Origin of the sequence: Microbacterium enclense (genome assembly GCF_001456955.1) — a bacterium.
Classification (GTDB): domain Bacteria; phylum Actinomycetota; class Actinomycetes; order Actinomycetales; family Microbacteriaceae; genus Microbacterium; species Microbacterium enclense.
Genome location: NZ_KQ758468.1, coordinates 245,141 through 268,862, shown reverse-complemented (window position 1 = coordinate 268,862; position 23,722 = coordinate 245,141). Strand labels below are relative to the sequence as shown.

The window sequence follows — 23,722 nt, the reverse complement described above, 5'->3', positions numbered from 1 at the left end:
CTTCAGCTTACGGGCGCGGCTTCGGCCCGGCTCGCCGCCCGGTCGCCCACGCGCTGGCCGACGACGGCCGAGACCCCGTCCTGACGCATCGAGACGCCGTAGAGCGCGTCGGCGATCTCCATCGTGCGCTTCTGGTGCGTGATGACGATGAGCTGGCTGCTCGCCCGGAGCTTCTCGAAGACCCCGAGCAGCCGCCCGAGATTGGCGTCGTCGAGGGCCGCCTCGACCTCGTCGAGGATGTAGAAGGGGCTCGGGCGCGCGGTGAAGATCGAGGTCAAGAAGGCCACGGCGGCCAGCGAGCGCTCGCCGCCGGAGAGCAGCGAGAGGCGCTCGATCTTCTTGCCGACCGGTCGCACCGCCACCTCGATGCCGGTGGTGAGCGGGTTGTCGGGGTCGGTGAGCGAGATGCTGCCGGAACCCCCCGGGAAGAGGATCGGGAAGATGTCGGTGAAGGCGGCCCGGGTGTCCTCGAACGCGGCGACGAAGATCGTCTGCATCCGCTCGTCGAGGTCGGCGATGATGGTCTGCAGGTCGGCGCGGGTCTGCTGCAGGTCGGCCAGCTGTTCGGTGAGGAACGCGTGGCGCTGCTCGAGCGCGGCGAACTCCTCCAGGGCCAGCGGGTTCACCCGGCCCAGCTGCGACAGCTTGCGCTCGGCATCCTGGAGGCGGCGCTTCTGGGCGGCGCGGTCGAAGGGATCCCCCTCCGCGTCGTTCGGCACGAGCTGGTCGGGACCGTACTCGGCGACCAGGACCGCCTCGTCGAGCGCGAGTTCGGACTGCACGCGCTCCAGCAGGCTCGTGACGTGGAGCTTCTTCTCGTGCATCTGCAGTTCGAGACCGTGGACGCTCTCGGTGAGGCGCGAGAGACGCTCCCGCACGCGGGCCTCATCGGCGCGAGCGCGGGCGAGCTCCTCGGTGATCGCGGTGCGGGCCGACTCCGCGGCCGCGAGTTCGACGCGTGCCTGGCTGACCGATCGGTCCACCGAATCCAGGAGGGCGGGCAGCTGGCCTGCCACCTCGGAGGCGACCGCTCGCTGTGCGCGGCGCACGACCGCGCGTCGCGCTGCCTCGGCCGCGGCCGCACGCTCGCGCTCGCGCTGCTGCTCGAGCTGGACGATGCGCGCTTCGCCAGCCCGCACGCGTTCTTTCAGCGTCTCGATGTCGAGCCGCGCGCGCATCTCCGCCTCGCGGGCGGCGTCGACCTCCGCGGCCATCCCCTCGCGGGCGGAGGCGTCCAGCAGCGGACGAGGCGCCTCCAGGGCGCGCGACAGGGCCTCGTCGGCGCGGCGAGCGGCCTCCTCGGCGTCGGCGACCGCCGTCTCGGTCTGCGCGAGACCGGCGGCGAGGCGATCGCACTCGGCGACGGCGGCCTCGTGGCGCACCGTCACGCGGTTGACCTTCTCGGCGTGCGCGGCCAGCGCGGCGTCGTGTTCGCGCAGCGTCGACAGCGCCTCTTTCGTCCGGTGGCGCGCGTCGGCCAGCGCCCGCTGTTCGTCGGAGAGGGCCTCGCGCAGCGAGTCCGCGACCACGACGATCTCGGCGAGCCGCTCCGCCGCGGCGTCTCGCTCGGCCGCCAGTTCCAGCCGTGAGCGGCCCGACCCGGACCCCGCCTTCACCGTTCGCGAGGTCGCGACCTCACCCGTGCGGGTGACCACCGTCACATCGGGCGCCAGCGACGGCTGCAGCGCGCGGACGGCGGCGAGGTCGTCGACGATCACCGTGCGGTTCAGGATGCCGCGCACCCCGGCGGACGCGGTGACGACGTCGAGGGCCGGCACCGCGCCCGGCACCGTGGGGGCCGCCTCGTCGGGACCGCCGTCGGCGATGACGATCTCGACCACACCGAGATCCCCCTCGGTCGCCTCGAGGGCCGCGCGGAACGCGGCGTCGGCGTCGTCGACCAGCAGACCTTCCGCGAGCGACCCGAGGGCAGCGGCGATGGCCGCCTCGTACCCGGAGGCGACCTTGACGTCGTCGCCCACGAGCCCGCGCACCCCCGCGCCGCCCGCCGCGCGCAGGTCGGCGGCGGCGTTGCGCAGATCGAGCGCGCGCCCCAGGGCGGTCGTCTGCGCGGTGAGGGCGTCGCGCTCGCGTTCGGCGGCGTGCAGCCGCTCGCGCAGCCCCGCGACGGCGGTCTCGACGTCGTTCGCGTCGCGCTGCGCCCGCTCATAGGCGGCGGCGTGTTCCGCGGTCGAGGCCTCGGGCACGACGTCCGGGTCGAGCTCCGCACGGGCCTGCTCGGCCTCGGCCCGGCGCACGAGGGCGGCGTCGAGCGCGCGCTGTTGCCGGTCGACGCCGGCGCGGACCGCGTTCAGCGCCGACGTCGCGGCATCCGCGGTCCCCCGCAGGGCCTGGATCTTCATGTCGTGCTCGCTGACGAGCGCGCTCTGCGCCGCGATGTCGACGTCGAGGGCGTCGAGATCGGCCCGGGCGCGCGCGACGGCACGTGCGGCTTCGGCCGCGGCATCCTGTGCATCGCCGAGACCCTGCGCGATGTCGTCGATCTCGGCGCGGAGGTCGTCGATCGTGGTCTGCGAAACGGTGGGGGCCGAGCCCGCGGCGTCGGAGTCGTCGTCGGCGAGCAACGTCAGGCGCTGCCCGGCCAAGGAGTACAGGCCGCGCAGGCGCTCCTGCACCTGCTCGAGCGAGAACGCCACGCTCCGCGCGCGATCGACCGCTTCGGAGCGCTGGTCGTTCTCGAGCCTCTCGACGCGCTGGCGCAGTCCGTCGGCCTGTTCCTGCAGCCCGAGACGCTCCGTGTGCCGTTCGCTCTCGGCCCGGGCGGCGTCGGCGAGCTGCGTCCGCAGCCGCACGAGATCGTCGGCGTACAGCCGAGCCTTGGCATCCCGCACCACGGCGGCGATGGTGGCCGCCTCCCGCGCGATCTCGGCCTGCTTGCCGAGGGGCTTGAGCTGTCGCCGCAGCTCGCCCGCCAGATCGCTCAGGCGGGTGAGGTTGGTCTCCATCGCCTCGAGCTTGCGGACGGTCTTCTCTTTGCGGCGCCGGTGCTTCAGAATGCCGGCGGCCTCCTCGATGAACCCCCGGCGATCCTCCGCGGTGGCCTGCAGCACCGTGTCGAGGCGACCCTGACCGATGATGACGTGCATCTCGCGTCCGAGGCCGGAATCGCTGAGCAGTTCCTGCACGTCGAGCAGACGACACGTCTGCCCGTTGATGGCGTACTCGCTGGCGCCGGTGCGGAACAGCGTCCGGCTGATCGTGACCTCGCTGTAGTCGATGGGCAGCGCCCCGTCGCCGTTGTCGATGGTGAGCTGCACCTCCGCGCGGCCGAGGGGGCCGCGGGTCGACGTGCCGGCGAAGATGACGTCTTCCATCTTCCCGCCGCGCAGCGTCTTGGCGCCCTGCTCCCCCATCACCCAGGCGAGAGCGTCGACCACGTTGGACTTGCCCGACCCGTTCGGCCCGACGATGCAGGTCACGCCGGGTTCGAGCGCGAAGGTCGTCGACTGGGCGAAGGACTTGAAGCCTTTGAGCGTCACGCTCTTCAGGTGCATGTCACCCGCCTTCCCGCCCGGTCGAACTCCTGCCTCACGCTAACTGAGAAACCCCGGAAATCCGCGGCGGCGGGCCGGGGAGCACCGACCGACGCGCCCGGAAGTCCGGCTTTTCTGGGAGATCGCTTGACGGATGCCGCGAACCTCCGCTAGCGTCGGGGGTCGCAACCGACGTCGAAAGGAGGTCACTTCCATGATTCGCAGCACCATCGGCTTCACCGCCACCGGCTTCACCGCCGCTCCCGCGCTGTCCGCACCCGTCACCGGAGTGACCGCCGCCGTCGGCATGCCCTTCCGTCTGGGCTGACCCGTCGCGTCGAGACGCCTGATGCGTCTCCGCCTCCGTGAGCACGTCGTTCCGACGTGTTCCTCTCGATCCTCGGGATCCTCCTCAGCGCCCTCGCGCGCATGACACACCTCTCTTTCGGAGCCTCCGCATGAACGCCCTGTTCGCGCGCGCGCCGCAGCACGCCGCGGCCGCGCCCACGTCCCCGTCCACCCCGTCGACCGTCACGTTCGACACCACCGCCTACCGCCCGCTGGGGCTGTTCGACCGGCTGTCGCTGCGGCTCGGCCTGTGGCTGCTCACGCGTCACGCCGACCGCGCGCGGGCGCTCGACCATCAGGCCGTCGCGGCCCACCGCGCACGCGATGCCTTCGCCGAGCGTGAGAAGCGCGAACGCGCCTGGCAGAGCACGGCCGCCTTCAGCCGGCTCCCCTTCTGACGAGGTGGGGACGACCGCGGCGTCGTCCCCACCTCATTTCCCCCCTCGACACGAAAGTTCTCTCATGACGACTCTTCCGGCCGGCATCGAGCTGCGTCCCCTGCACATCCCGGAATCCATCGACGCCCCCGACGCCGCGGACTTCCGCGAGATGGTGCGCGTGCGCAACCTCGTCTACGCCGAGATCTCCGGCCACGACGACGGCTCCATGCCGGCCGACGAACTCCTGCCCCTGTACCAGCCGCAGCCCGAGACGAAGCGCTTCGCGTGGATCGCCGTCCGAGAGGGCGAGGTCGTCGGCCGCGCGGGTCTCGACCTCCCCCAGGAGGACGGCGCCCGCACCGGCAACTGGCTCGTCGAACTCCGCCGCTCCGCCTGGGGTCTCGGCATCGGCCGCGCCGCCTTGGCCGAGATCGAACGCGTCGCACGAGCGGAAGGGCGTACGATCCTTCAGTCGTGGGCCGAGCACCCCGCCGCCGACGGCCCCCGACTCGAGGCCCCCACGGGCTTCGGCTCCATCCCGCGCGATCATGCGGCGAGGTTCTTCCTGGCATCCGGCTGTTCGCTCAAGCAGATCGTCCGCGTCAGCGCCCTCCCGCTCGCCGACGCGCGCCCGCACCTGGAGCGGCTTCTCGCCGAAGCGGAAGAGGCGGCGGTCGGCTACCGCGTGGTGCAGTGGACCCTGCCGACTCCCGACGAGTTCGTCGACGGCTTCGCGGCGATGAAAGCACGCATGGTGACCGACGCCCCCTCGGCCGACCTGGAGTTCGACGAGGAGGTCTGGGATGCCGCGCGCCTCCGCCGTTACGAGGCCGGATACCTCGACGCCGGCCGCCACATGCTCGTCACCGCGGCGCAGCACGTCGACACCGGAGAGCTCGCCGCCTTCAACGAGCTCGTCATCGGCAAGGACCGGACCACGGCCACGAGCCAGGAGGACACCCTGGTCGTCGCGACGCATCGCGGCCACCGCCTCGGCATGCTGGTGAAGTGCGCCGGACTGCTGGCGTGGCACGACGTCGCCCCCGACTCGCCGCGCGTGATCACCTACAACGCCGAGGAGAACCGTCCGATGCTGTCGATCAACGAACGCATCGGCTTCGCGGCGACGTCGTACGAGGGCGTGTGGAAGAAGGTGCTGGCCTGATCGCGGGCTCCCGGCATCCACCATTTGGGACGGGGGATGCCGGCAGCCCGTGCGCGTCAGCGCAACCGCTGGCAGTGCGGGCAGAAGTGGCTCGAGCGATTCATGAACGACACGCGCACGATCGGCCGCCCGCAGCGCGGGCACGGTTGTCCGGTGCGTCCGTAGGCGTTCAGCGAGTGCGCGAAGTACCCGGCCTGCCCGTTCACGTTGACGTACTGCGCGTCGAAGCTCGTGCCGCCCTCGGCCAGAGCCTTCTCGAGCACGGCTTGCACCTCGCCGAGCAGGCGGTTGACCGCGCGCGTCGGAAGGGCGGATGCCGCCGTCTCGGGGTGGATGCGCGCCGCCCACAGCGACTCGTCGGCGTAGATGTTGCCGATCCCGCTGGCGGCGGTCTGATCGAGCAGCACTCGCTTGATGCCCGACGACGTCCGGGCCAGGCGCGCGCGGAAGCGCTTCGCACTGAAGGCCGGGTCGAGCGGGTCGCGGCCGATGTGCGCGACCTGCGTGGGCACGCGGGCGAGGTCGGAGCCGCGGCCGCCCGCCGCCCCGTCGGGCGTGTCGACGAGCTCGTCGATCGCGAGCGAGCCGAACGTCCGCTGGTCGGCGAACACCACCGACAGCGGGCCGTGGTCGGGGTGCTCGAGCTCGATGCGGATGCGCTCGTGGCGCTCCTCCGGAGCGCCGGGCACACGCAGCAGCATCTGCCCGCTCATCCCCAGGTGCGTGACGATGGCCTCGTCGTCGGCCACCGGCATCCACAGGAACTTGCCCCGCCGCACGGCAGCGGCGATGCGCCGACCCGTGAGCTCCGCCTCGAAGTGGGCCGCTCCCCCGGTGTGCCGCGTGAGCGCGCGTTCGTCGCGCACGTCGACCGAGGAGATCAGTGCACCGCGGACCGCGGGTTCGAGGCCGGCGCGGACGACCTCGACCTCGGGGAGCTCAGGCACGCGCGTCGAGCTCGTGCCACGCCGCGAGGGCGGCGGCCATCTCGGCCTGCTTCTTGCTGGAGCCGTTTCCGGTCGTCGCGAGGTCGCCGACGGTCACCGTGGCGGTGAACCGGCGGTCGTGATCGGGGCCCGTCGCCTCGATGCTGTAGCCGGGGGCGGGCAGTCCCAGCCGCGCCGCGATCTCTTGCAGGCTCGTCTTCGGGTCCATCGCCGCGCCGTAGCGCTCGGGGTCGGCCAACAGCGGCTCGACCAGCCGCAGCACCATGGCCGCCGCCGCCTCTGCGCCCGCCGAGAGGAAAGCCGCGCCGATGAGCGCCTCCATCGTGTCGGCGAGGATGGAGTCCTTGTCACGTCCGCCCGTGAGGATTTCTCCGCGCCCGAGTCGCACATGGACGCCGAGACCGATCCGTCGTGCCACCTCGGCCAGCGCGACGGTCGACACGACGCTGGCGCGCCGCTTGGCGAGGCTGCCCTCTTCGAGTTCGGGATGCCGTGTGTACAGACGGACCGTGACGGCCTGCCCCAGCACCGAGTCACCGAGGAACTCGAGACGCTCGTTGTGGGGGATGCCGCCGTTCTCGTAGGCGAAGGAGCGGTGCGTCAGGGCAAGAGAAAGAAGCTCGGGGTCGATCTCGACCCCGAGCTTCTCGGTGAGCGCTTCGCGCTCGACGTTGTTACGCGTCACGAATCGCCGATCAGACGTCGGCGACCTTGCGGCCCTTGTACTCGAGGAAGAGCTCGGTGCCCTGCGAGTCGGTGACGACCTTCGCCTGGTGGGGGCGGCTGTAGACGACCTTGCCGTTCTCGATGGTCTTGACCAGCGCGGGGGCTTCGGCCTTCCACTGCGCGCGACGCGAGCGGGTGTTCGAGCGGGAGACCTTCCGCTTCGGGGGGTTACCTGCCATGACTAGCTCTTCTCTGTCTTGGGGGCGGCGCGGTGCGCATCGCCGTCGTCTGGGGTGTACTGCTGGAGCGCGGCCCATCGACTGTCGACGGGCGTCTGCTCCGTATCGCCGGGGCTTTCCGTCAGCCTCTCGCCCGTGTTCGGGTCGAGCCCGGGGCAGTCCGGCTGACACACCGGCTGGAACGGAAGCGACAGGACAATGGCATCCCGGACCAGATTTTCAAGATCCACGTGGTCGTCTTGAACGTCGAAGTCACTCGCTTCGTTCCCAGGATACGCGAAAAGTTCCTGGAACTCGACTTCGACAGGCTCTTCGATGTCGATGAGACAGCGCCCGCAGACACCGGTGGCCGTCGTGTCGACGGTGCCGGAGACGAGGATGCCCTCGTGCACCGACTCCAGACGCACCTCGAGTTCGAGCGGCTCGGCCTCGGGGACGGAGACGAGTCCCTCGCCCCATTTCTCGGGCGCAGGGATCTCGAGGCTGTGCTCGCGCATCTCACCGGGCTTGCGCTCGATGTCGCGCACGGGCAGCTGGAAGGGGCCGGGTCGACGGGTTCTCACGGTGGTCCATGCTACCCGCGCGCCCCTGGACGGGGGCCGGGCGGCGCGCAGCGCCTCCGCCGGTTCGGGGCGACGTCGCGCGGGCACCCGGCTCGCGTGCGGTCCGTGGTTCGGCGCGGAGGCGCGCGGCGGCGGGGTCACGCGGTTCGGGGCGGGTTCCGCCGTTGGGGGCGGGAAATTTCTGCCCCGAACGGCTGGATCCGCCCCAAACCGTGATCAGGACGCCATGGGGTGCGGGCACCGATGGCGGCTCGTTCCGCGGTGTGGCCCGAGCCACGCGAGCACACATGGCGGCGTAGTGCGTGGTTTGGGGCGGGTTTCGCCGCTCGGGGCGGGAAATCTCTGCCCCGAATGGCCGAATCCGCCCCAAACCGGGCCATGGCGCTGGCGAACGTCGAGCACACGTCGTCGCTCAAGGCGGAGCCCCACGAGCACACGCGGGGGCGCATCCCGTTATTTGGGGCGGATTTCGCCGCTCGGGGCGGAATATAACTGCCCCGAATGGCCGAATCCGCCCCGAACTGAGCCGGGACGACGCCGAGGGGCGTGCGCAAACGCCGTGGCGAAGGACGGCGCCGCGTGGGCACATGCGGCGGCTCGTTCCGCGGTGTGGCGCGAAGCCTCGCGAGCACGCAGGGGGCGCATTCCATGGTTTGGGGCGGGTTTCGCCGTTCGGGGCGGAAGGCTCCTGCCCCGAATGGCCGAATCCGCCCCGAACTGGGCGCGGGCGACGCCGGGGGGCGACGCCGAGCGGGACCCGAGGTCGAGACCAGCCGGAAGCTCCGCCCGCAGGCGCGGCCCGGAAGCGGTGGGACCGGGCGGCGAACCCGGGGGCGTGCGCGTCAGATGCCGCGGGCGCCCGTGTCGAGGAAGCGCGCCACCGCCGGAGGAACGTACGGCGAGACGTCGCCCCCGAGCCCGGCCACCTGTCGCACGAGCGAGCTCGAGACCAGGGCGTGCGAGGGGTCGGGCAGCAGGAAGACCGTCTCGACATGGGCGAGGTCGCGGTTGACGATCGCCATCGGCGTCTCGTAGGCCACATCGACCTGCGAACGGATGCCCTTCACGAGCACTTTCGCCCCCACGTCGGTGGCGTAGTCCACCAGCAGGCCGACGCTCCAGGCCGCGACGACGACGTCGCCTTCAACCCCGGCCTCGGCGATGGACTGCTCCAACAGCCGCTGTCGCTCGGCGATGGGCAGCATCGCCTCTTTGCCGGGGTTGTGCACCACGAGCACGTGCAGCTGATCGAACAGGCCGGCGGCTCGACGGATGACGTCGAGGTGACCGAGCGTGGGCGGGTCGAACGAGCCGGGAACGACGGCGATCCGGGGATCCATGCCGCCAGCCTAGCGACGCACCCCGGCACCCGAGCCCGCGTCGACGACACGGCTGCTGAGGCGCGCTGCGACTCCACTGCGAGGCCCCCACGCGATTCGCCCGCCGCGGCGACGAGCCCTCACGATTTCGCCAGCGCGGCGCGTTCTTCGACGCCCACCCGGCGCTCCAGCGCGGCCGCCAGCCCCGGATGCCGCACCAGCGCCGGGTCGTCGGCGAGCAGACGCTCCCCCTCGGCGCGCGCCTCGGTGATGAGGTCGGCGTCGGTCACCACGCGCAGCAGGCGCAGGGATGAGCGCGCGCCGGACTGCGCCCCGCCGAGCACATCGCCCTCGCCGCGGAGTTCGACATCGATCTCAGCGAGGGCGAAACCGTCGAGCGTGGCGGCGACCGCTTCGACGCGCGATCGCGACGACGTGCCCGGCGACGCCTCGGTGACGAGCAGGCAGAGTCCCGGAAGGCCGCCGCGTCCGACGCGACCGCGCAGCTGGTGCAGCTGCGACACCCCGAACCGATCCGCCTCGAGGATGACCATCGTCGAGGCGTTCGGCACGTCGACACCGACCTCGATGACCGTCGTCGCGACGAGCACGTCGACGTCGCCGCGGGCGAAGGCCTGCATCACGGCATCCTTCTCGTCGGAGGGCATCTTGCCGTGCAGGATCTGCACCCGGATGCCGTCGAATGCCGGCAACCGCGACAGCAGCGCCTCGACCTGCACGACGCCCCAGCGGGTGCGATTGCTCTCACCCGCCGCGGGACTCGCACCGGCCGGTGCGTCAGCGGGCTCGTCGGTCTTCTCGTCGGCCGCGAGCTGGTCTGAGTCGATCGCGGCGCAGACGACGAACGCCTGGCGGCCCTGCGCGACCTCTTCGGCGACCCGGTCCCAGACCCGGGCGAACCAGCCGGGCTTCTCGGCGAGCGGGGCGACGAACGACTGGATGCCGGCACGCCCGGCCGGCATGGTGCGGATGGTGGAGACGTCGAGGTCGCCGAACACCGTCATGGCCACCGTGCGCGGAATGGGCGTGGCCGTCAGCACGAGCGTGTGCGGGGAGTCGCCCTTCGAGCGCAGCGCCTCGCGCTGGTCGACGCCGAAGCGGTGCTGCTCGTCGACGACGACGAAGCCGAGGTCGGCGAAGGTGGTGGTGGCACTCAGAAGGGCGTGCGTGCCGACGACGATGCGCGCTTGACCGGATGCCACGCGCAGGGCGGCGCGACGCCGCTCGGCGGCCGGCATCTGCCCCGTCAGCAGCGTGGGCATGAGCTCGGGTGCGAGGTCGGGGCCGAGCATGCGCGCGATGGAGCGCAGGTGCTGCCCGGCGAGCACCTCGGTCGGAGCGATGAGGGCGGACTGCCCACCCGACTCCGCCACCTGCAGCATGGCCCGCAGCGCGACCAGTGTCTTGCCCGAACCGACCTCGCCCTGCACGAGACGGCTCATGGGCCAGTCGCCGACGAGATCGGCGGCCAGCTGTGCGCCGACGGTCTGCTGATCGGGGGTCAGGTCGAACGGCAGAATTGCGTCGAAGCGTTCGAGGAGCCCGCCCGGCGCCGCGGGCCGCTTGGTCGCCGACAGCGCACGGACGAACTGCCGCTGCTGCAGCAGCGCCGTCTGCAGCACGAACGCCTCTTGCATGCGCAGCGTGGCGACCGCCGGCGGGATGTCGTCGTCGCTTTCGGGGCGGTGGATCTGCTCGAGCGCCGTGCGGGCGGGCAGCAGTCCGCGCCGGGCACGCAGGTCGTCGGGCAACGGGTCGTCGACCTCGCCGAGGGTGTCGAGCACGAGCGCAATGGTCTTCTGCACGAGGGTGCTCGGAACGGAGCTGGTCGCGGGATAGATCGGGATGGGCCGTCTCGCCGTCACCTCGGCCTCGACGCGCGCCTCTTCGATGTCGTCGAACAGCTCGTAATCGGGGTTGGTGAGCTGCGTCTGACGCCGGTACTCGCCCACCTTGCCCGAGAAGATGCCGCGCCGACCGGGCGTCAGATCTTTCAGGCGCCACGGCTGGTTGAAGAACGTCAGCGACATGCGCCCGTCGCCGTCGCTGATCACGACCTCGAGGAGCGATCCGCGCCGATTCTGCATGCGCCGCTCGGTCGCGCTGACCACCTCGGCGACGATCGTCACGGGTTCGCCGAGCGGAAGCGACGCGATGGGCGTGAGCTCACCGCGTCGGGCGTAGCGCCGCGGGTAGTGCTCGAGCAGCTCGCCCACCGTCTTGACCCCGAATGCGCGGTCGAACGCCGACGCCGTCTTGCCGCCCACGGCGCCGTCGAGCCGGGAGGCGAGCGAGAGACCAGGCATGATCACGAGTCTAGGCAGGGCCTCCGACATCGCCGCTTCGACCTTCGCTGCACGGTCGGCGTTCGCGAAGCGCTCGGTCGCATGACGCCGTCCGGCCCCACGGCCACCGAGCCGACGGCATCCGCACCGCTCGGCATCGGCGACCCTAGGCTGAGACGGTGACGCGCATCATCTCCGGCCGCGCGGGCGGCACCGTGCTCGACGTCCCCCCGAAGGGCACGCGCCCCACGAGCGACCGCGTGCGCGAGTCGCTGTTCGGCGCGCTCGAGTCGGCGGGCGTGATCGACGACGCCCGGGTGGCCGACCTCTTCGCCGGATCGGGCGCTCTCGGGCTCGAGAGCCTGAGCCGCGGCGCCGCCTCGGCCGATCTGGTCGAGCTTTCGGCCCCCGCGGCGACCCTGATCCGCAAGAACGCCGAGCGCGTGCGTGCCGCGGGCGTCACCGCCCCCGCCCGCGTGCACCGCGCGAACGTCACGACGTACCTGACGGCATCCACTGCCGAATGGGACCTGGTGTTCCTCGACCCGCCCTACGACATCGGCGACCACGACCTGACGAAGGCGCTCGTCGCTCTCGCGCCCCATTTGGGCCCGGATGCCACGGTGATCGTCGAGCGCGCGAAGCGCTCCGCCGCTCCCGACTGGGCTGCGGCCGGGCTCGAAGCCGAGCGCGACCGCGCTTACGGCGACACGACGATGTGGTGGGGCCGCCCGTCCGGCGGATCGTAAGAGCCCGCGCATGACGCGCCCACGGCGCCAGGTGCAGCCGTGGGCCCTCGTCGCCGCAGCGGGGTCAGCCCCGCCCGGCGTCCCAGTCGCGGTATGGGTCCCAACCGACACGGCCGGTCCACGCACGCCCGTCGACGGTGAGCGCTTCGGCGCCGCGCGCCACGACGGTGCCGATGCGGCGGCCGAGGGGCTCGGCATCCGGAGCGAAGGCGACGAGGAAGCCGTGATCCTCTCCCCCGCCGAGCGCGCGCGCGGGGTCGTCGCCCAGGGTCGCGGAATCGAGTGCGATCGTGACGCCCGACGCGTCCGCCAGGCGGGTGGCATCCAGCGCGAGTCCGTCGGAGACGTCCATCATCGCCGTCGCCCCGGATGCCGCGGCGCGCAGCGCCTCGGCCAGCGGCGGGCGCGGAGTCAGCTGACGCGACAGCGCCTTCGCGTCCGCGGCGTCGAGCGCGTCGCGCGCCTCGGCGGTCAGCGCGACGGGGGATCCGTCGGCATCCGTGAAACGCTCGAAGAGCACGTCGAGCCCGCGGGCCGCCTCGCCCAGCTCGCCGATGACGTACACGCCGTCGCCCACGCGCGCGCCCGACCGGCGCACGGGGGCGCGACCGTCGAGACTGCCGAGGGCGGTCACCGCGATCGTCAAGGTGTCGGACACCGTGAGATCGCCGCCCTCGACCGCGCAGCCGGGCGCGAGTTCGGCGCAGGCCGCCGCCAGGCCGTCGGCGAAGCCGCGCACGAACGACACCGGGGTCGCGTCGGGCATCGCCAACGCGACCAGCAGCGCGATCGGGCGGGCGCCCATCGCCGCGACGTCGGCGAGGTTCACCGCGGCGGCCTTGAAACCGAGGTCGAACGGCGACGACCATGCCAGCCGGAAGTCGGGACCGTGTACGAGCGTGTCGGTCGTGGCGACGACCCGCCCGTCGGGCACCGACAGAACCGCGGCGTCGTCGCCCGGACCGACGGGGGCGCTGGAGGGCGGGAGGCGGTCGAGGATGCCACGCAGGATCTGCCCCTCGGACAGCTCCCCCACGGTGGTCTCACGGCTGGGCTCGGCGTCGGTCACTCCCCCACGCTATTAGCCTGGACGGGTGCCCCGCTCCTCCCGCCCCCTCGCGCTTCTGGCCGCCCTCGTTCTGCTTCCGGGACTCGCGGCGTGCAGCACGACGGTCGCGATGGAACCGGCGAAGCTCGCCAACGACCCGGCCTGCGCCTCGGTCATCGCGAAGCTGCCGAAGAGCATCTCCGGGCAGCAGCGCCGGTGGACCGACGCGCAAGCGACGGGGGCCTGGGGCGACCCGGCATCCATTCTGATGACGTGCGGACTCGAGCCGCCCGCACCGTCGACCCTGCCGTGTCGCACGTTCGACGGCGTCGACTGGCTCGTCGACGAGTCGCAGGCCGCCGACAACCGTTACACGTTGACCACCTTCGGACGCTCTCCCGCCCTACAGGTCTACCTCGACTTCGACGTCGCCAGCAGCGGCGACGTCGCCCAGGCGCTGGGACCCCTCATCCGCGACTACCTGCAGCCGACGGGTTCGGCCTGCACGGCGCTCTCCGACGCGACGGCCACCCCGGCGCCGTCACCGACGCCGTAGGCCTCGGATCGTCGCCTCGGGCAGGCCGGCCCCCCGACGTCGCCCTGGGCGCGCCTCGACCGCTCTCGCCGCCGGCTCCCATAACCCGCTGACTTGCGACTTGTGTCCGCCCGAACCCCCGCGTGACGACCACAGGCCGCAAGTCACCGCAAAGCCCCGCCCCACGGCCTCGCGAACACCTCTCAAAGTGACTCGCGCCCTATGCCCGCCCGAACACCCACCGGACGAACACAAGACGCAAGTCACCGCAAACGCCGCGGCCCGCGCCGACGCCGCGCCCTCCGCCGACGCCGCGCCACGTGCGCGACCCGCCCACGCGACGGCCGCACGACGCGTCCGTGCGAGGGCCGCGCCCCGCCACCCCACGCGCGGCACGCGGCCGCCGATGTTGACTCGCGCCAAACGCACGCCTAAGCCGCCGTCTGGCGAGCACAGGGCGCAAGTCAACACCGAGCGCCGCCCCCGCTAGGGCCGCAACGACCCGCACGCGCGACCCCGCCCCACGGCCCCGCGAACACCTCTCAGAGTGACTCGCGCCCTATGCCCGCCCGAACACCCACCGGACGAACACAAGACGCAAGTCACCGCAAACGCCGCGGCCCGCGCCGCGCGCGACCCGCGGGGCTCAGGCCTTCGCGAGCGCCGCGTCGAGCAGATCGCTGATCAGGTCGGGATAGCTCAGCCCCGACGCGATCCAGCATGTCGGGAACATGGAGATCGGCGTGAAGCCGGGCATCGTGTTGACCTCGTTCACGTAGAACTCGGTGCCCGTGTAGAAGAAGTCCACGCGCGCGAGACCCTGCCCGCCGATCGCCTCGAACGCCTTCGCGGCGATCCGCTGCATCTCGGCCAGCTCGCCGTCGCCCAGCTCTGCCGGACACACGAGGTCGACCCCCGGCGCGTCGAGGTACTTGGCCTCGAAGTCGTAGAACTCCCGACCCGTGACGACGATCTCGCCGGCCACCGAGACTCGCACCGGTCCCCCGTCGCGTCCGGGCAGCACGCCGCACTCCAGTTCACGGCCGACGATCGCCTGCTCGACGAGCACCAGACCGTCTTCGGCGAATGCGGTGTCGAGGGCGGCATCCAACTCGTCCCAGGCCGACACCTTGGTCACGCCGACGCTCGAGCCCGCCTCGTTGGGCTTGACGAACACGGGCAGGTCGAGCGCGCGGATGCGGCGCTCCCACAGAGCGCGATCTCGTGCGAGGTCGGCGCGCGTGACGGCGACCCACGGCACGACCGGCACGTTCGCCGAGCGCAGCACCTGCTTGGTGACGTTCTTGTTCATGCCGATGGCCGACATGAGCACACCGCCGCCCGCGTACGGGATGCCGAGCAGTTCGAGCAGCCCCTGCACGGTGCCGTCTTCGCCGAAGCGTCCGTGCAGGATCGGCAGCACGACGTCGACGTCGCCGAGCGACCTGGTGCCCTCGGCATCGGTCACCGTCCATTCGCGCGACAGCGTCGAGTCGGGCAGCCGCACGCGCGTGCCGTTGTCGACCACCTCGGGTAGGGCCTCGGGGCGGAGCGCGAACTTGTCGGGGTCGTCGTCTTCGAGCACGAACGCCCCGTCGCGGGTGATGCCGACCGGGATCACCCGGAAGCGGTCACGGTCGATCGCCCGCAGCACCCCGCCCGCCGTGGCGGAACTGATCGAGTGCTCGCTGGAGCGCCCGCCGAAGAGCACCACCACCACCGGATTGGTCATTCTGCGTCCTCTCGCCCTGCGGCTGGTCGTCGTCTGTCGTCAGGTGCGGTGCGATGTCACGGGGGTCCATGGTCCCGTCGAGCACCATCTTCACCTGCTGCACGATGGGCATGTCGACACCGACCTGCTTCGCGAGCTGGAGCACGGGGGCCACGGATGCCAGGCCCTCGGCGGTCTGCTGCATCTGGGCCACGACCTCTTTGTAGCCGTAACCCTGACCGAGCAGTCGCCCGGCGGTGTTGTTGCGGCTGAGCGGCGACTGGCACGTGGCGATCAGATCGCCGAGCCCGGCGAGCCCCTGCAGCGTCTCGGGCTGCGCCCCCTGCGCGACGGCGAAGTCGGTCATCTCGACCAGTCCGCGCGTGATGATGGAAGCCTTCGTGTTCTCGCCGTAGCCGACACCGTCGACGATGCCGATGGCGACCGCGATGAGGTTCTTCAGCACGCCGCCGAACTCAGTGCCGATCACGTCGGTGTTGACGAACGAGCGGAAGTACTTATTGCGCGCGCGACGCGCGACGGCCTCGGCCGTCTCGGGGCTGAGCGAGCTGATGACGGCAGCCGTCGGCTGCTCACGGGCGATCTCGAGGGCGAGGTTGGGCCCGGATGCCACGGCGATGCGGGCCGGGTCGCACTGCAGCACCTGCTCGATGACCTGGCTCATGCGCAGACCCGTCGACTTCTCGACGCCCTTCATGAGCGAGACGATGGGCACGTCTGTGTGCGCGACGAGGGGCCTGATCGCAGCAAGGTTCTCGCGCAGCGACTGGCTCGGCACCGACAGGTAGATCTGCGCCGCGCCGCGCAGCGCCTCGGCGAGGTCGGTGGTCGCGGTCATCGTGCGGGGCAGATTGATGCCCGACAGGTAGCGGCTGTTCCGCTTAGACTCGGTGATCTCGGCCGCCAGCTCGGGGCGACGGGCCCACATGACGACCGACGCCCCGCCGTCGGCGAGGATCTTGCCGAACGTCGTGCCCCAACTGCCGGCGCCGACGACGGCGACCTTCGGTCCCACCGCGGGCAGGACGTTCTTACGGCTCAAGGCGCCCCGTCTCGTTCTGGCCGTGCTTGGTCGGATCCCAGCGCTCCGCGGGTGCGGGAAGGCCCCGGATGCCGGAGAGCATCGCCGCGACCCGGTTCATCATCGCGTCGGTCGCCGCGACGAGCGCCGACGGCTGCGGCGGCGTCCCCGCGTACGACGACAGGTCCATGGCGGGTCCGAACTCCACGACGACGTGCGACCGCCGCGGGAACTTCAGCTTGCCGTACCGGGGAAGGATCTCCTGAACGCCCCACTGCGCCATCGGGATGAGCGGGAGGTCGCCGGCCAGTGCCAGGCGGACGGCGCCGGTCTTGCCGCGCATGGGCCAGAGGTCGGGGTCGCGGGTGAGCGTGCCCTCGGCGTAGACGATGACGCCGCGGCCGTCACGGGCGATCTGCTCGGCCGCCTTCATCGACTGGCTCGCCCCCGACGACGCCCGGGGCACGGGCACCATGCCCGTCGCCTTCAACGCCGCGCCCAGGACGGGAACGCGGAACAGGCTCTCCTTCGCCATGAACCGCGGCGCGCGTCCGAGGCGCCACACGGCGACGGCCACGACGAGCGGGTCGAACTCGGAGTTGTGGTTGGGTGCGAGCACGTACGCGCCCTCGCGCGGCAGGTTCTCGGCACCGCGCACCTCGATGCGGGCGAACAGCCCCACCGCGGGCACGATGATCGCCGCGAGCGGCCAGAAGATGCTCGGGCGACTCGTCTCGGGGGTCGCGCTCACCGCGGTCACTCGGCGACGTCGAAGTCGGCGTCGAGGGCCGTGAGCTTCTCGAGGAACTTCTCGTAGCCGCGACGGATGATCCCGATGTTGCGCACCGTCGACTCGCCCTTCGCGGCGAGGGCGGCGATGACGTAGCTGTATCCCCCGCGCAGGTCGGGAACCTCGACGTCCGCCGCGTGCAGCGCCGTCGGGCCGTTGATGACGGCGGCCTGCTCGAGGTCGCGGCGCGGAACGCGTCGGTCGGCGCTGGCGAGGCCCTTGGGGTGCACGACGATGTCGGCGCCCATCTTGTTCAACGCCTCCGTGAAGCCGAGACGGTTCTCGTAGACCGTCTCGTGCACGACGGACGTGCCGGCGGCCTGGGTCAGCGCGACGATGAGCGGCTGCTGCCAGTCGGTCATGAAGCCGGGGTGCACGTCGGTCTCGACCATGACGGGCTTGAGCGCGTCGCCGCGACGGAACAGGATGCCGTCTTCGCGTACGTCGAACCAGCCGCCGGCCTTGCGGAAGACGTTGAGGAAGGTCAGCATGTCCTGCTGGCGGGCGCCCTTGGCGAAGATCTCGCCGTCGGTGGCGAGGGCCGCGCACGCCCAGGAGGCGGCTTCGTTCCGGTCGAAGATCGCGCGGTGGTCGTACCCGTCGAGACGCTCGACGCCCTCGATGAAGATGACGCGGTTGGGCTCGTACGAGATGATCGCGCCCATCTTCTGCAGCACCGCGATGAGGTCCATGATCTCGGGCTCGATCGCGGCGTTGCGCAGCTCCGTCACGCCCTTGGCGCGCACGGCGGTGAGCAGCACCTGCTCGGTCGCCCCGACGCTCGGGTACGGCAGCGTGATGTTCGCCCCGTGCAAGCCGTTGGGGGCCGTGATGCGGATGCCCTCGTAGCTCTTGTCGACGACGGCGCCGAAGGCGCGGAGCGCGTCCATGTGGAAGTTGATCGGACGGTCGCCGATGCGGCATCCGCCGAGGTCGGGGATCAGCGCCTCGCCCAGCAGGTGCAGCAGCGGGCCGCAGAAGAGGATCGGAATACGCGAGGCGCCGGCGTGCGCGTCGATCTCCTCGAAGTGCGCGGCGACCGCGCCCGAGGGGTCGAGGTGCAGCGTGCCCTCTTCGTCGCCCTCGGTCACGGTCACGCCGTGCACCTCGAGGAGCGACCGCACGACCTTGACGTCGCTGATCATCGGCACGTCGCGCAGCGTGCTCGTGGTGTCGCCGAGGAGGGCCGCCACCATCGCCTTCGTGACGAGGTTCTTGGCCCCCTTGACCTCGACCGTGCCGCGCAGCGGACGCCCTCCACGGATCGTGAGGGTCTCTGCCGCCTCCCAGTCCGGCTGCCCGGGGGTGTGGTCTCCGGAATCGGTGACGAGTGTGCTCATAGGGGGGTGGACCTCACTTCGTTGACGAGGGGCGGCGAATCGACCCGACCGGGTCGATCGGGCTCAGCGGACGGGGAGTGTCCGCGGCCGCCATGCCTCGCGGCGCGCCTCGAACTGCGTGATCTTGTCTTCGTCACGCAGCGTGAGCCCGATGTCGTCGAGCCCTTCGAGAAGCCGCCACCTAGTGTAATCGTCGATGTCGAACGAGACCTGGAGCTCGCCCACCGTGGCGGTCTTCGCGGTCAGGTCCACGGTCATCTCGATGCCGGGGTTCGCCTCGAGGACGGCCCAGATCTGCTCGACCTCGTCTTCGGTGATCACGCCCGTGACCAGGCCCTGCTTGCCCGAGTTGCCGCGGAAGATATCGGCGAACTTCGGGCTCAGCACGACCTGGAAGCCGTAGTCGCGCAGCGCCCACACGGCGTGTTCGCGGCTGGATCCGGTGCCGAAGTCGGGCCCTGCGACGAGGATGGATGCCGAGCGGTAGGCGTCCTGATTCAGGACGAACTCGGGGTCCTGGCGCCAGTTGGCGAACAGCGCGTCGTCGAAGCCGGTCTTGGTGACGCGCTTGAGGAACACCGCGGGGATGATCTGGTCGGTGTCGACGGCCGAGCGTTTCAGGGGGGCGGCGACACCGGTGTGCGTGGTGAACTTCTCCATGGTCAGGCCTCCGACCCGGTCGAAACGGTCTGCGCAGGCACGGTCTCCGAGCCCGTCGAAAGGACGGTCCCTGAGCTTGTCGAAGGGTCGAGGTCGGCCGGGCTCGACAGCGTGCCACGCACGGCCGTCGCCGCGGCGACCAGCGGCGACACGAGGTGCGTGCGGCCGCCCTTGCCCTGACGCCCCTCGAAGTTGCGGTTCGAGGTGGAGGCGCAGCGCTCCCCCGGAGCCAGCTGATCGGGGTTCATGCCCAGGCACATCGAGCATCCGGCGAAGCGCCACTCGGCGCCGAAGTCGGTGAACACCTTGTCGAGACCCTCGGCCTCGGCCTCGAGGCGCACGCGCGCCGAGCCGGGCACGACCATCACGCGGACGTTCTCGGCCTTGGTGCGGCCCTGGATGACCGAGGCGAAGGCGCGCAGGTCTTCGATGCGGCTGTTGGTGCACGAGCCCATGAACACGGCATCCACGCGGATGTCCTTCATCGGGGTGCCGGCCTGGAGGTCCATGTACTCGAGAGCCCGCTCGGCGGCGGCGCGCTCGTTGGGATCGGCGATGTCGGCAGGGGTGGGCACGACGTCCGACAGCGAGACGCCCTGACCGGGGTTCGTGCCCCAGGTGACGAACGGCTCGAGCTCGTTCGCGTCGAGGAACACCTCGGCGTCGTAGACGGCGCCCTCGTCGCTCGGCAGCGTGCGCCAGTAAGTGACGGCGTCGTCCCAGTCCTGACCCTGCGGGGCGTGCGGCTTGTCTTTGACGTAGGCGAAAGTGGTCTCGTCGGGGGCGATCATGCCGGCGCGAGCGCCCGCTTCGATCGACATGTTGCACATCGTCATGCGCCCCTCCATCGAGAGGGAGCGGATCGCCGAGCCGCGGAACTCGAGCACATAGCCCTGACCGCCGTTGGCGCCGATCTTGGCGATGATGGCGAGGATGATGTCTTTCGCGGTGACGCCCGGCTTGAGGTCGCCCTCGACCGTGATCGCCATCGTCTTGAACGGCTTCAGCGGCAGGGTCTGGGTGGCGAGCACGTGCTCGACCTCGCTCGTGCCGATGCCGAACGCCATCGCGCCGAAGGCGCCGTGGGTCGAGGTGTGCGAGTCGCCGCACACGACGGTGATGCCCGGCATGGTCAGCCCGAGCTGCGGGCCGACGACGTGGACGATCCCCTGCTCCTTGTCGCCGAGCGAGTGGATGCGCACGTCGAACTCCGCGGCGTTGCGGCGCAGGGTCTCGATCTGCGTGCGGCTGGTGAGGTCGGCGATCGGCTTGTCGATGTCGAGCGTCGGGGTGTTGTGGTCTTCGGTGGCGATCGTCAGGTCGAGCCGGCGCACGGGACGACCCTCGGCGCGCAGACCGTCGAACGCCTGGGGGCTGGTGACCTCGTGCACGAGGTGCAGGTCGATGTAGATGAGGTCGGGCTGACCGTTCTCGCCCTTGACGACGAGATGGTCGTCCCAGACCTTCTCGGCCAGGGTGCGAGGGTTCTCGGGAATGGTGCTCATGGTTTGCGTTTCTCCTCGGGAGGGGTGTGAGGCCCGCGACGAACTCCGCGACGAGAAAGGCCTAGAACAAGGTCTCGTCGCGGCCGCTAAGGAGGAGGCCGGCGATCCGCACCTGGTCACGATACCACCGGGCCCACGGCACCTCCCCCGTAACACGGCGCCGCACTTTTTAGCGATGCCCGGGGTCGCGTGCGAGCCTGGGCCGACCCGAAGGAAGGAGCGTGCCCCATGGCCGCATACGCCGAACCCGGATTCTCGACCCGACAGGTGCACGCCGGCTCCGCCACCGCGCCCGCCACCCCGCGGGCGACCCCCATCTACCTCACCGCCGGGTTCACGTTCGGCGACCTCGACGCCTCGGCGGCCCACTTCGGCACCGGCTCCGGCTTCGGGTACACCCGCACCGGCAACCCCACCGTGCAGGCCGTCGAAGAGCGCCTCGCCTCACTCGAGGGCGGCGATCAGGCCGTGCTCGTGTCGAGCGGGCAGGCCGCCGTCACCGTCGCACTGCTCGCGCTGGCCGGTGCGGGCGACCACGTCATCGTCTCGGAGCACATCTACGAGGGCACGCGCGGCCTGCTGCTCGACAACCTCGTGCGCCTCGGCATCGAGACGACGTTCGTCGACACCTCCGACCTCGACGCGTGGCGGGATGCCATCACCCCGCGTACGAGGGCGTTCTTCGCCGAGACGCTCTCCAACGCCCGCAACGACGTGCTCGACGTCGCCGCGATCTCGGCGATCGGCCGGGAGCACGGCATCCCCCTCGTCGTCGACAGCACCTTCACCACGCCCTACCTCCTGCGCCCGATCGAGCACGGCGCCGCCGTCGTCGTGCACTCCGCGAGCAAGTTCCTCGCCGGCCAGGGCGCGGTGCTCGGCGGCGTCATCGTCGACGACGGACGCTTCGATGCCGCGGCATCTGGTCACCGCTTCCCCCACCTCGTGCAGACCGACCGCCTCGGCGGCGCGAGCTTCGCCGAGAAGCACGGCGCGCGCGCCCGCGGCGCGTACATCCGCGAGAGCGTGGCCCCGCGCTTCGGCCCGGCGCCGTCGCCCCTGAACGCGTTCCTCATCGGCCAAGGCATCGAGACGCTCAGCCTGCGGGTCGAGCGGCAGTCGCAGAACGCGCTGGCCGTCGCACGGTGGCTCGAGGCGCGACCCGAGGTCGAGCGCGTCGACTACGTGGGGCTGGAGTCGCACCCCCACTTCGCGCTCGGGCAGCGCTACCTCACGCGCGGCAGCGGCTCGGTCTTCACCGTGACGCTGCGCGGCGGTCTGGAGGCCGCGCGGCACGTCGTGCAGTCGGTGCGCCTCATCACGCACATGACCCACCTCGGCGACGTGCGCTCGCTCGTGCTGCATCCGCAGAGCACCTCGCACTCCGCCCGCACGGTCGAGGAGCGCGAACGCGCGGGGGTCTTTCCCGGCACGATCCGCCTGTCGATCGGCATCGAGGACATCGCCGACATCCTCGCCGACCTCGAGCAGGCACTGGTCGGTGTGCCGGCGGCCGAGCGCGAGACGGTCGTGCTGTGACGCGGCTGCAGCACTTCGGCTGGTTCCTCGCGCGCGGCTTCGGTCCGCACGGTTGGGGCCACCCGTACCTGCGGTGGAACCACCGCTGGACCGAGCCGGGGCTCTACCAGGACTCCGCCCGCACGCTCGAGCAGGCCGGCTTCGACCTGCTCATCATCGAGGACGCCCCCTCGCTCGGCAGCGCCGAGACGATCGACCTGCGGGTGAGGCACGCGTTCGGCGGTCCGAAGCACGACCCCCTTCTGCTCGCGCCCTACCTCTTCGCCGCCACGCGCCACCTCGGCGTGGTGCCGACGGTCAATCCCGCGGCGTATCTGCCGTATACGGCGGCGCGGCAGTTCGCCACGCTCCAGCACCTCAGCGGCCACCGCCTCGGGCTCAACGTCGTCACCGACACCGGCAGCGCGCGGCACTTCTCCACCGCCGCGCAGCTCGGCCACGACGCGGCGTACGACCGTGCGGAGGAGTGGCTGGCCGGCATCCGGGATCTCTGGCGCAGCTGGGGCGAGGGCGCGCTCGTCGTCGACGAGGAATCGGGCGTCTACGCCGACGGCACGAAGCTGGATGCCACGCAGCACCGCGGCGAGTATTTCGGTTTCGACGGGCCGTTGAACGCCATCCCGTTCACGGACGGGGAGCCGGCGATCGTGTCTCCGGGCGGGTCGGGTCGCGGGCTGGCGTTCGCGGGACACAACTCCGACGTGCAGTTGGCGCTCGCACCGCTCGACGAGGCGAGCATCCGGGCATATCGTGGTCGCATCCACGACGCCGCCGAGGCCGCGGGCCGTTCGGCCGACGACATCAAGATCCTCTTCGCGATCCAGCCCGTGCTGGTGTCGTCACCGGAAGAGGCCGATCGCCTGGTCGCGGCATCCGCTCATCCCTCCGACGAGGCGCTCGTCGCGATCGCCCGCAAACAATCGAGCGACCTCGAGACCGACCTCACCGGTCTCGATCTCGACAGGCCGCTCGACCGGTCGATCTTCGGCGAGCACGTGTCGGAGGGCAGCATCACGCGCCTGATCGGCAGACACGACGCCGATGCGCCCCTGAGGACGCTGCTCTCCGCGCACGCGCGACTCGGACGGCTCCATGACGGCTCGGGCTTCGTCGGCACGGCCGACGAGTTCGCCGACCGCATCGAAGAGCTCGGTACGTGGGGCAACGACGGCGTCCTGCTGTGGGGCGATCTGCACCCGGTCACCGTGCACCGCGTGCTCGACGACCTCGTGCCGATCCTGCGGCGCCGCGGCATCCTGCGCGAGGAGTACGTCGACGGCGGCCTGCACGCGAACCTGCGCGCCTTCTAGATTCGGGATGCCGCGGTCCCGCGAACTCGCCCCCGTCCCGGCCCCAGGTGGCTGAGCCCGTCGAAG

The 23,722-nt window shown here is 71.3% G+C and carries 20 protein-coding genes; 6 read left to right on the top strand and 14 right to left on the bottom strand.

What is annotated here, in order from left to right; genetic code table 11:
* Positions 1–2: 2 nt before the first annotated feature.
* The gene (gene smc, locus AS029_RS04635; RefSeq protein WP_058231420.1) at positions 3–3,515 is read right to left on the bottom strand and encodes a chromosome segregation protein SMC; all 3,513 of its coding nucleotides are present in this window, start codon (positions 3,513–3,515) and stop codon (positions 3–5) included.
* Between the two features lie 437 nt (positions 3,516–3,952).
* Between smc and AS029_RS04630 the strand changes: the two genes are divergently transcribed.
* Both AS029_RS04630 and AS029_RS04625 read left to right on the top strand, forming a co-directional pair.
* Complete coding sequence (locus AS029_RS04630) at positions 3,953–4,240, top strand: hypothetical protein (RefSeq protein ID WP_058231419.1); 288 nt, start codon at positions 3,953–3,955, stop codon at positions 4,238–4,240.
* Between the two features lie 64 nt (positions 4,241–4,304).
* Positions 4,305–5,387, top strand: a complete 1,083-nt coding sequence (locus AS029_RS04625; protein ID WP_058231418.1) for a GNAT family N-acetyltransferase — start codon at positions 4,305–4,307, stop codon at positions 5,385–5,387.
* A 56-nt stretch (positions 5,388–5,443) separates the two neighbouring features.
* Here the strand turns inward: AS029_RS04625 and mutM are convergent, their stop codons facing one another.
* The 6 genes from mutM to AS029_RS04595 all read right to left on the bottom strand — a co-directional run bounded on the left by mutM (position 5,444) and on the right by AS029_RS04595 (position 11,448).
* A complete protein-coding gene (mutM, locus tag AS029_RS04620) occupies positions 5,444–6,334 on the bottom strand; it encodes a bifunctional DNA-formamidopyrimidine glycosylase/DNA-(apurinic or apyrimidinic site) lyase (RefSeq protein WP_058231417.1) in 891 nt (296 codons plus the stop codon).
* Positions 6,327–7,019, bottom strand: a complete 693-nt coding sequence (gene rnc, locus AS029_RS04615) for a ribonuclease III (protein WP_058231416.1) — start codon at positions 7,017–7,019, stop codon at positions 6,327–6,329. Before rnc ends, mutM begins: the two co-directional genes overlap by 8 nt.
* 10 nt (positions 7,020–7,029) lie before the next feature.
* The gene (gene rpmF / locus AS029_RS04610; RefSeq protein WP_013586329.1) at positions 7,030–7,239 is read right to left on the bottom strand and encodes a 50S ribosomal protein L32; all 210 of its coding nucleotides are present in this window, start codon (positions 7,237–7,239) and stop codon (positions 7,030–7,032) included.
* A gap of 2 nt (positions 7,240–7,241) precedes the next feature.
* Positions 7,242–7,736 (bottom strand): YceD family protein, encoded by a 495-nt coding sequence (locus AS029_RS04605; RefSeq protein ID WP_058231653.1) that lies wholly within the window; start codon positions 7,734–7,736, stop codon positions 7,242–7,244.
* 908 nt (positions 7,737–8,644) lie between these two features.
* The gene (coaD, locus tag AS029_RS04600; RefSeq protein WP_058231415.1) at positions 8,645–9,142 is read right to left on the bottom strand and encodes a pantetheine-phosphate adenylyltransferase; all 498 of its coding nucleotides are present in this window, start codon (positions 9,140–9,142) and stop codon (positions 8,645–8,647) included.
* A gap of 119 nt (positions 9,143–9,261) precedes the next feature.
* A complete protein-coding gene (locus AS029_RS04595; RefSeq protein ID WP_058231652.1) occupies positions 9,262–11,448 on the bottom strand; it encodes an ATP-dependent DNA helicase RecG in 2,187 nt (728 codons plus the stop codon).
* Positions 11,449–11,606: 158 nt separating this feature from the next.
* On the opposite strand from AS029_RS04595, the gene rsmD reads away from it, so the two are divergent.
* Positions 11,607–12,176, top strand: coding sequence for a 16S rRNA (guanine(966)-N(2))-methyltransferase RsmD (rsmD, locus tag AS029_RS04590; RefSeq protein WP_058231414.1), 570 nt, complete (start codon positions 11,607–11,609; stop codon positions 12,174–12,176).
* Between the two features lie 64 nt (positions 12,177–12,240).
* Here the strand turns inward: rsmD and thiL are convergent, their stop codons facing one another.
* Positions 12,241–13,245: a thiamine-phosphate kinase gene (gene thiL / locus AS029_RS04585; protein ID WP_058231413.1), complete on the bottom strand. Its 1,005-nt coding sequence runs from the start codon at positions 13,243–13,245 to the stop codon at positions 12,241–12,243.
* A 25-nt stretch (positions 13,246–13,270) separates the two neighbouring features.
* Here thiL and AS029_RS04580 point away from each other — a divergent pair, with 25 nt between their 5' ends.
* Complete coding sequence (locus AS029_RS04580; protein WP_058231412.1) at positions 13,271–13,780, top strand: DUF3515 family protein; 510 nt, start codon at positions 13,271–13,273, stop codon at positions 13,778–13,780.
* 625 nt (positions 13,781–14,405) lie between these two features.
* Here the strand turns inward: AS029_RS04580 and AS029_RS04575 are convergent.
* From AS029_RS04575 to leuC, 6 genes are all read right to left on the bottom strand, one after another.
* Positions 14,406–15,491: a D-alanine--D-alanine ligase family protein gene (locus AS029_RS04575; protein ID WP_074615847.1), complete on the bottom strand. Its 1,086-nt coding sequence runs from the start codon at positions 15,489–15,491 to the stop codon at positions 14,406–14,408.
* A complete protein-coding gene (locus AS029_RS04570; RefSeq protein WP_058231411.1) occupies positions 15,391–16,533 on the bottom strand; it encodes an NAD(P)H-dependent glycerol-3-phosphate dehydrogenase in 1,143 nt (380 codons plus the stop codon). The genes AS029_RS04575 and AS029_RS04570 overlap by 101 nt, the downstream gene beginning before the upstream one ends.
* Positions 16,523–17,272 carry a lysophospholipid acyltransferase family protein gene (locus AS029_RS04565; RefSeq protein WP_058231410.1) on the bottom strand — a complete coding sequence of 250 codons (750 nt, stop codon included), beginning with the start codon at positions 17,270–17,272 and terminating at the stop codon, positions 16,523–16,525. The genes AS029_RS04570 and AS029_RS04565 overlap by 11 nt, the downstream gene beginning before the upstream one ends.
* Entirely contained in the window at positions 17,269–18,642 is a 1,374-nt protein-coding gene (gene murA, locus AS029_RS04560) for a UDP-N-acetylglucosamine 1-carboxyvinyltransferase (protein WP_058231409.1), read from the bottom strand. The genes AS029_RS04565 and murA overlap by 4 nt, the downstream gene beginning before the upstream one ends.
* A 63-nt stretch (positions 18,643–18,705) precedes the next feature.
* Entirely contained in the window at positions 18,706–19,302 is a 597-nt protein-coding gene (gene leuD / locus AS029_RS04555; RefSeq protein WP_058231408.1) for a 3-isopropylmalate dehydratase small subunit, read from the bottom strand.
* 2 nt (positions 19,303–19,304) lie between these two features.
* On the bottom strand, positions 19,305–20,807 hold the full coding sequence (gene leuC, locus AS029_RS04550; protein ID WP_058231407.1) for a 3-isopropylmalate dehydratase large subunit: 1,503 nt from the start codon (positions 20,805–20,807) through the stop codon (positions 19,305–19,307).
* A gap of 228 nt (positions 20,808–21,035) precedes the next feature.
* Here leuC and AS029_RS04545 point away from each other — a divergent pair, with 228 nt between their 5' ends.
* Positions 21,036–22,346, top strand: a complete 1,311-nt coding sequence (locus AS029_RS04545; RefSeq protein WP_058231406.1) for an O-acetylhomoserine aminocarboxypropyltransferase/cysteine synthase family protein — start codon at positions 21,036–21,038, stop codon at positions 22,344–22,346.
* Positions 22,343–23,656, top strand: a complete 1,314-nt coding sequence (locus AS029_RS04540) for an LLM class flavin-dependent oxidoreductase (protein ID WP_058231405.1) — start codon at positions 22,343–22,345, stop codon at positions 23,654–23,656. The genes AS029_RS04545 and AS029_RS04540 overlap by 4 nt, the downstream gene beginning before the upstream one ends.
* Positions 23,657–23,722 lie beyond the last annotated feature (66 nt).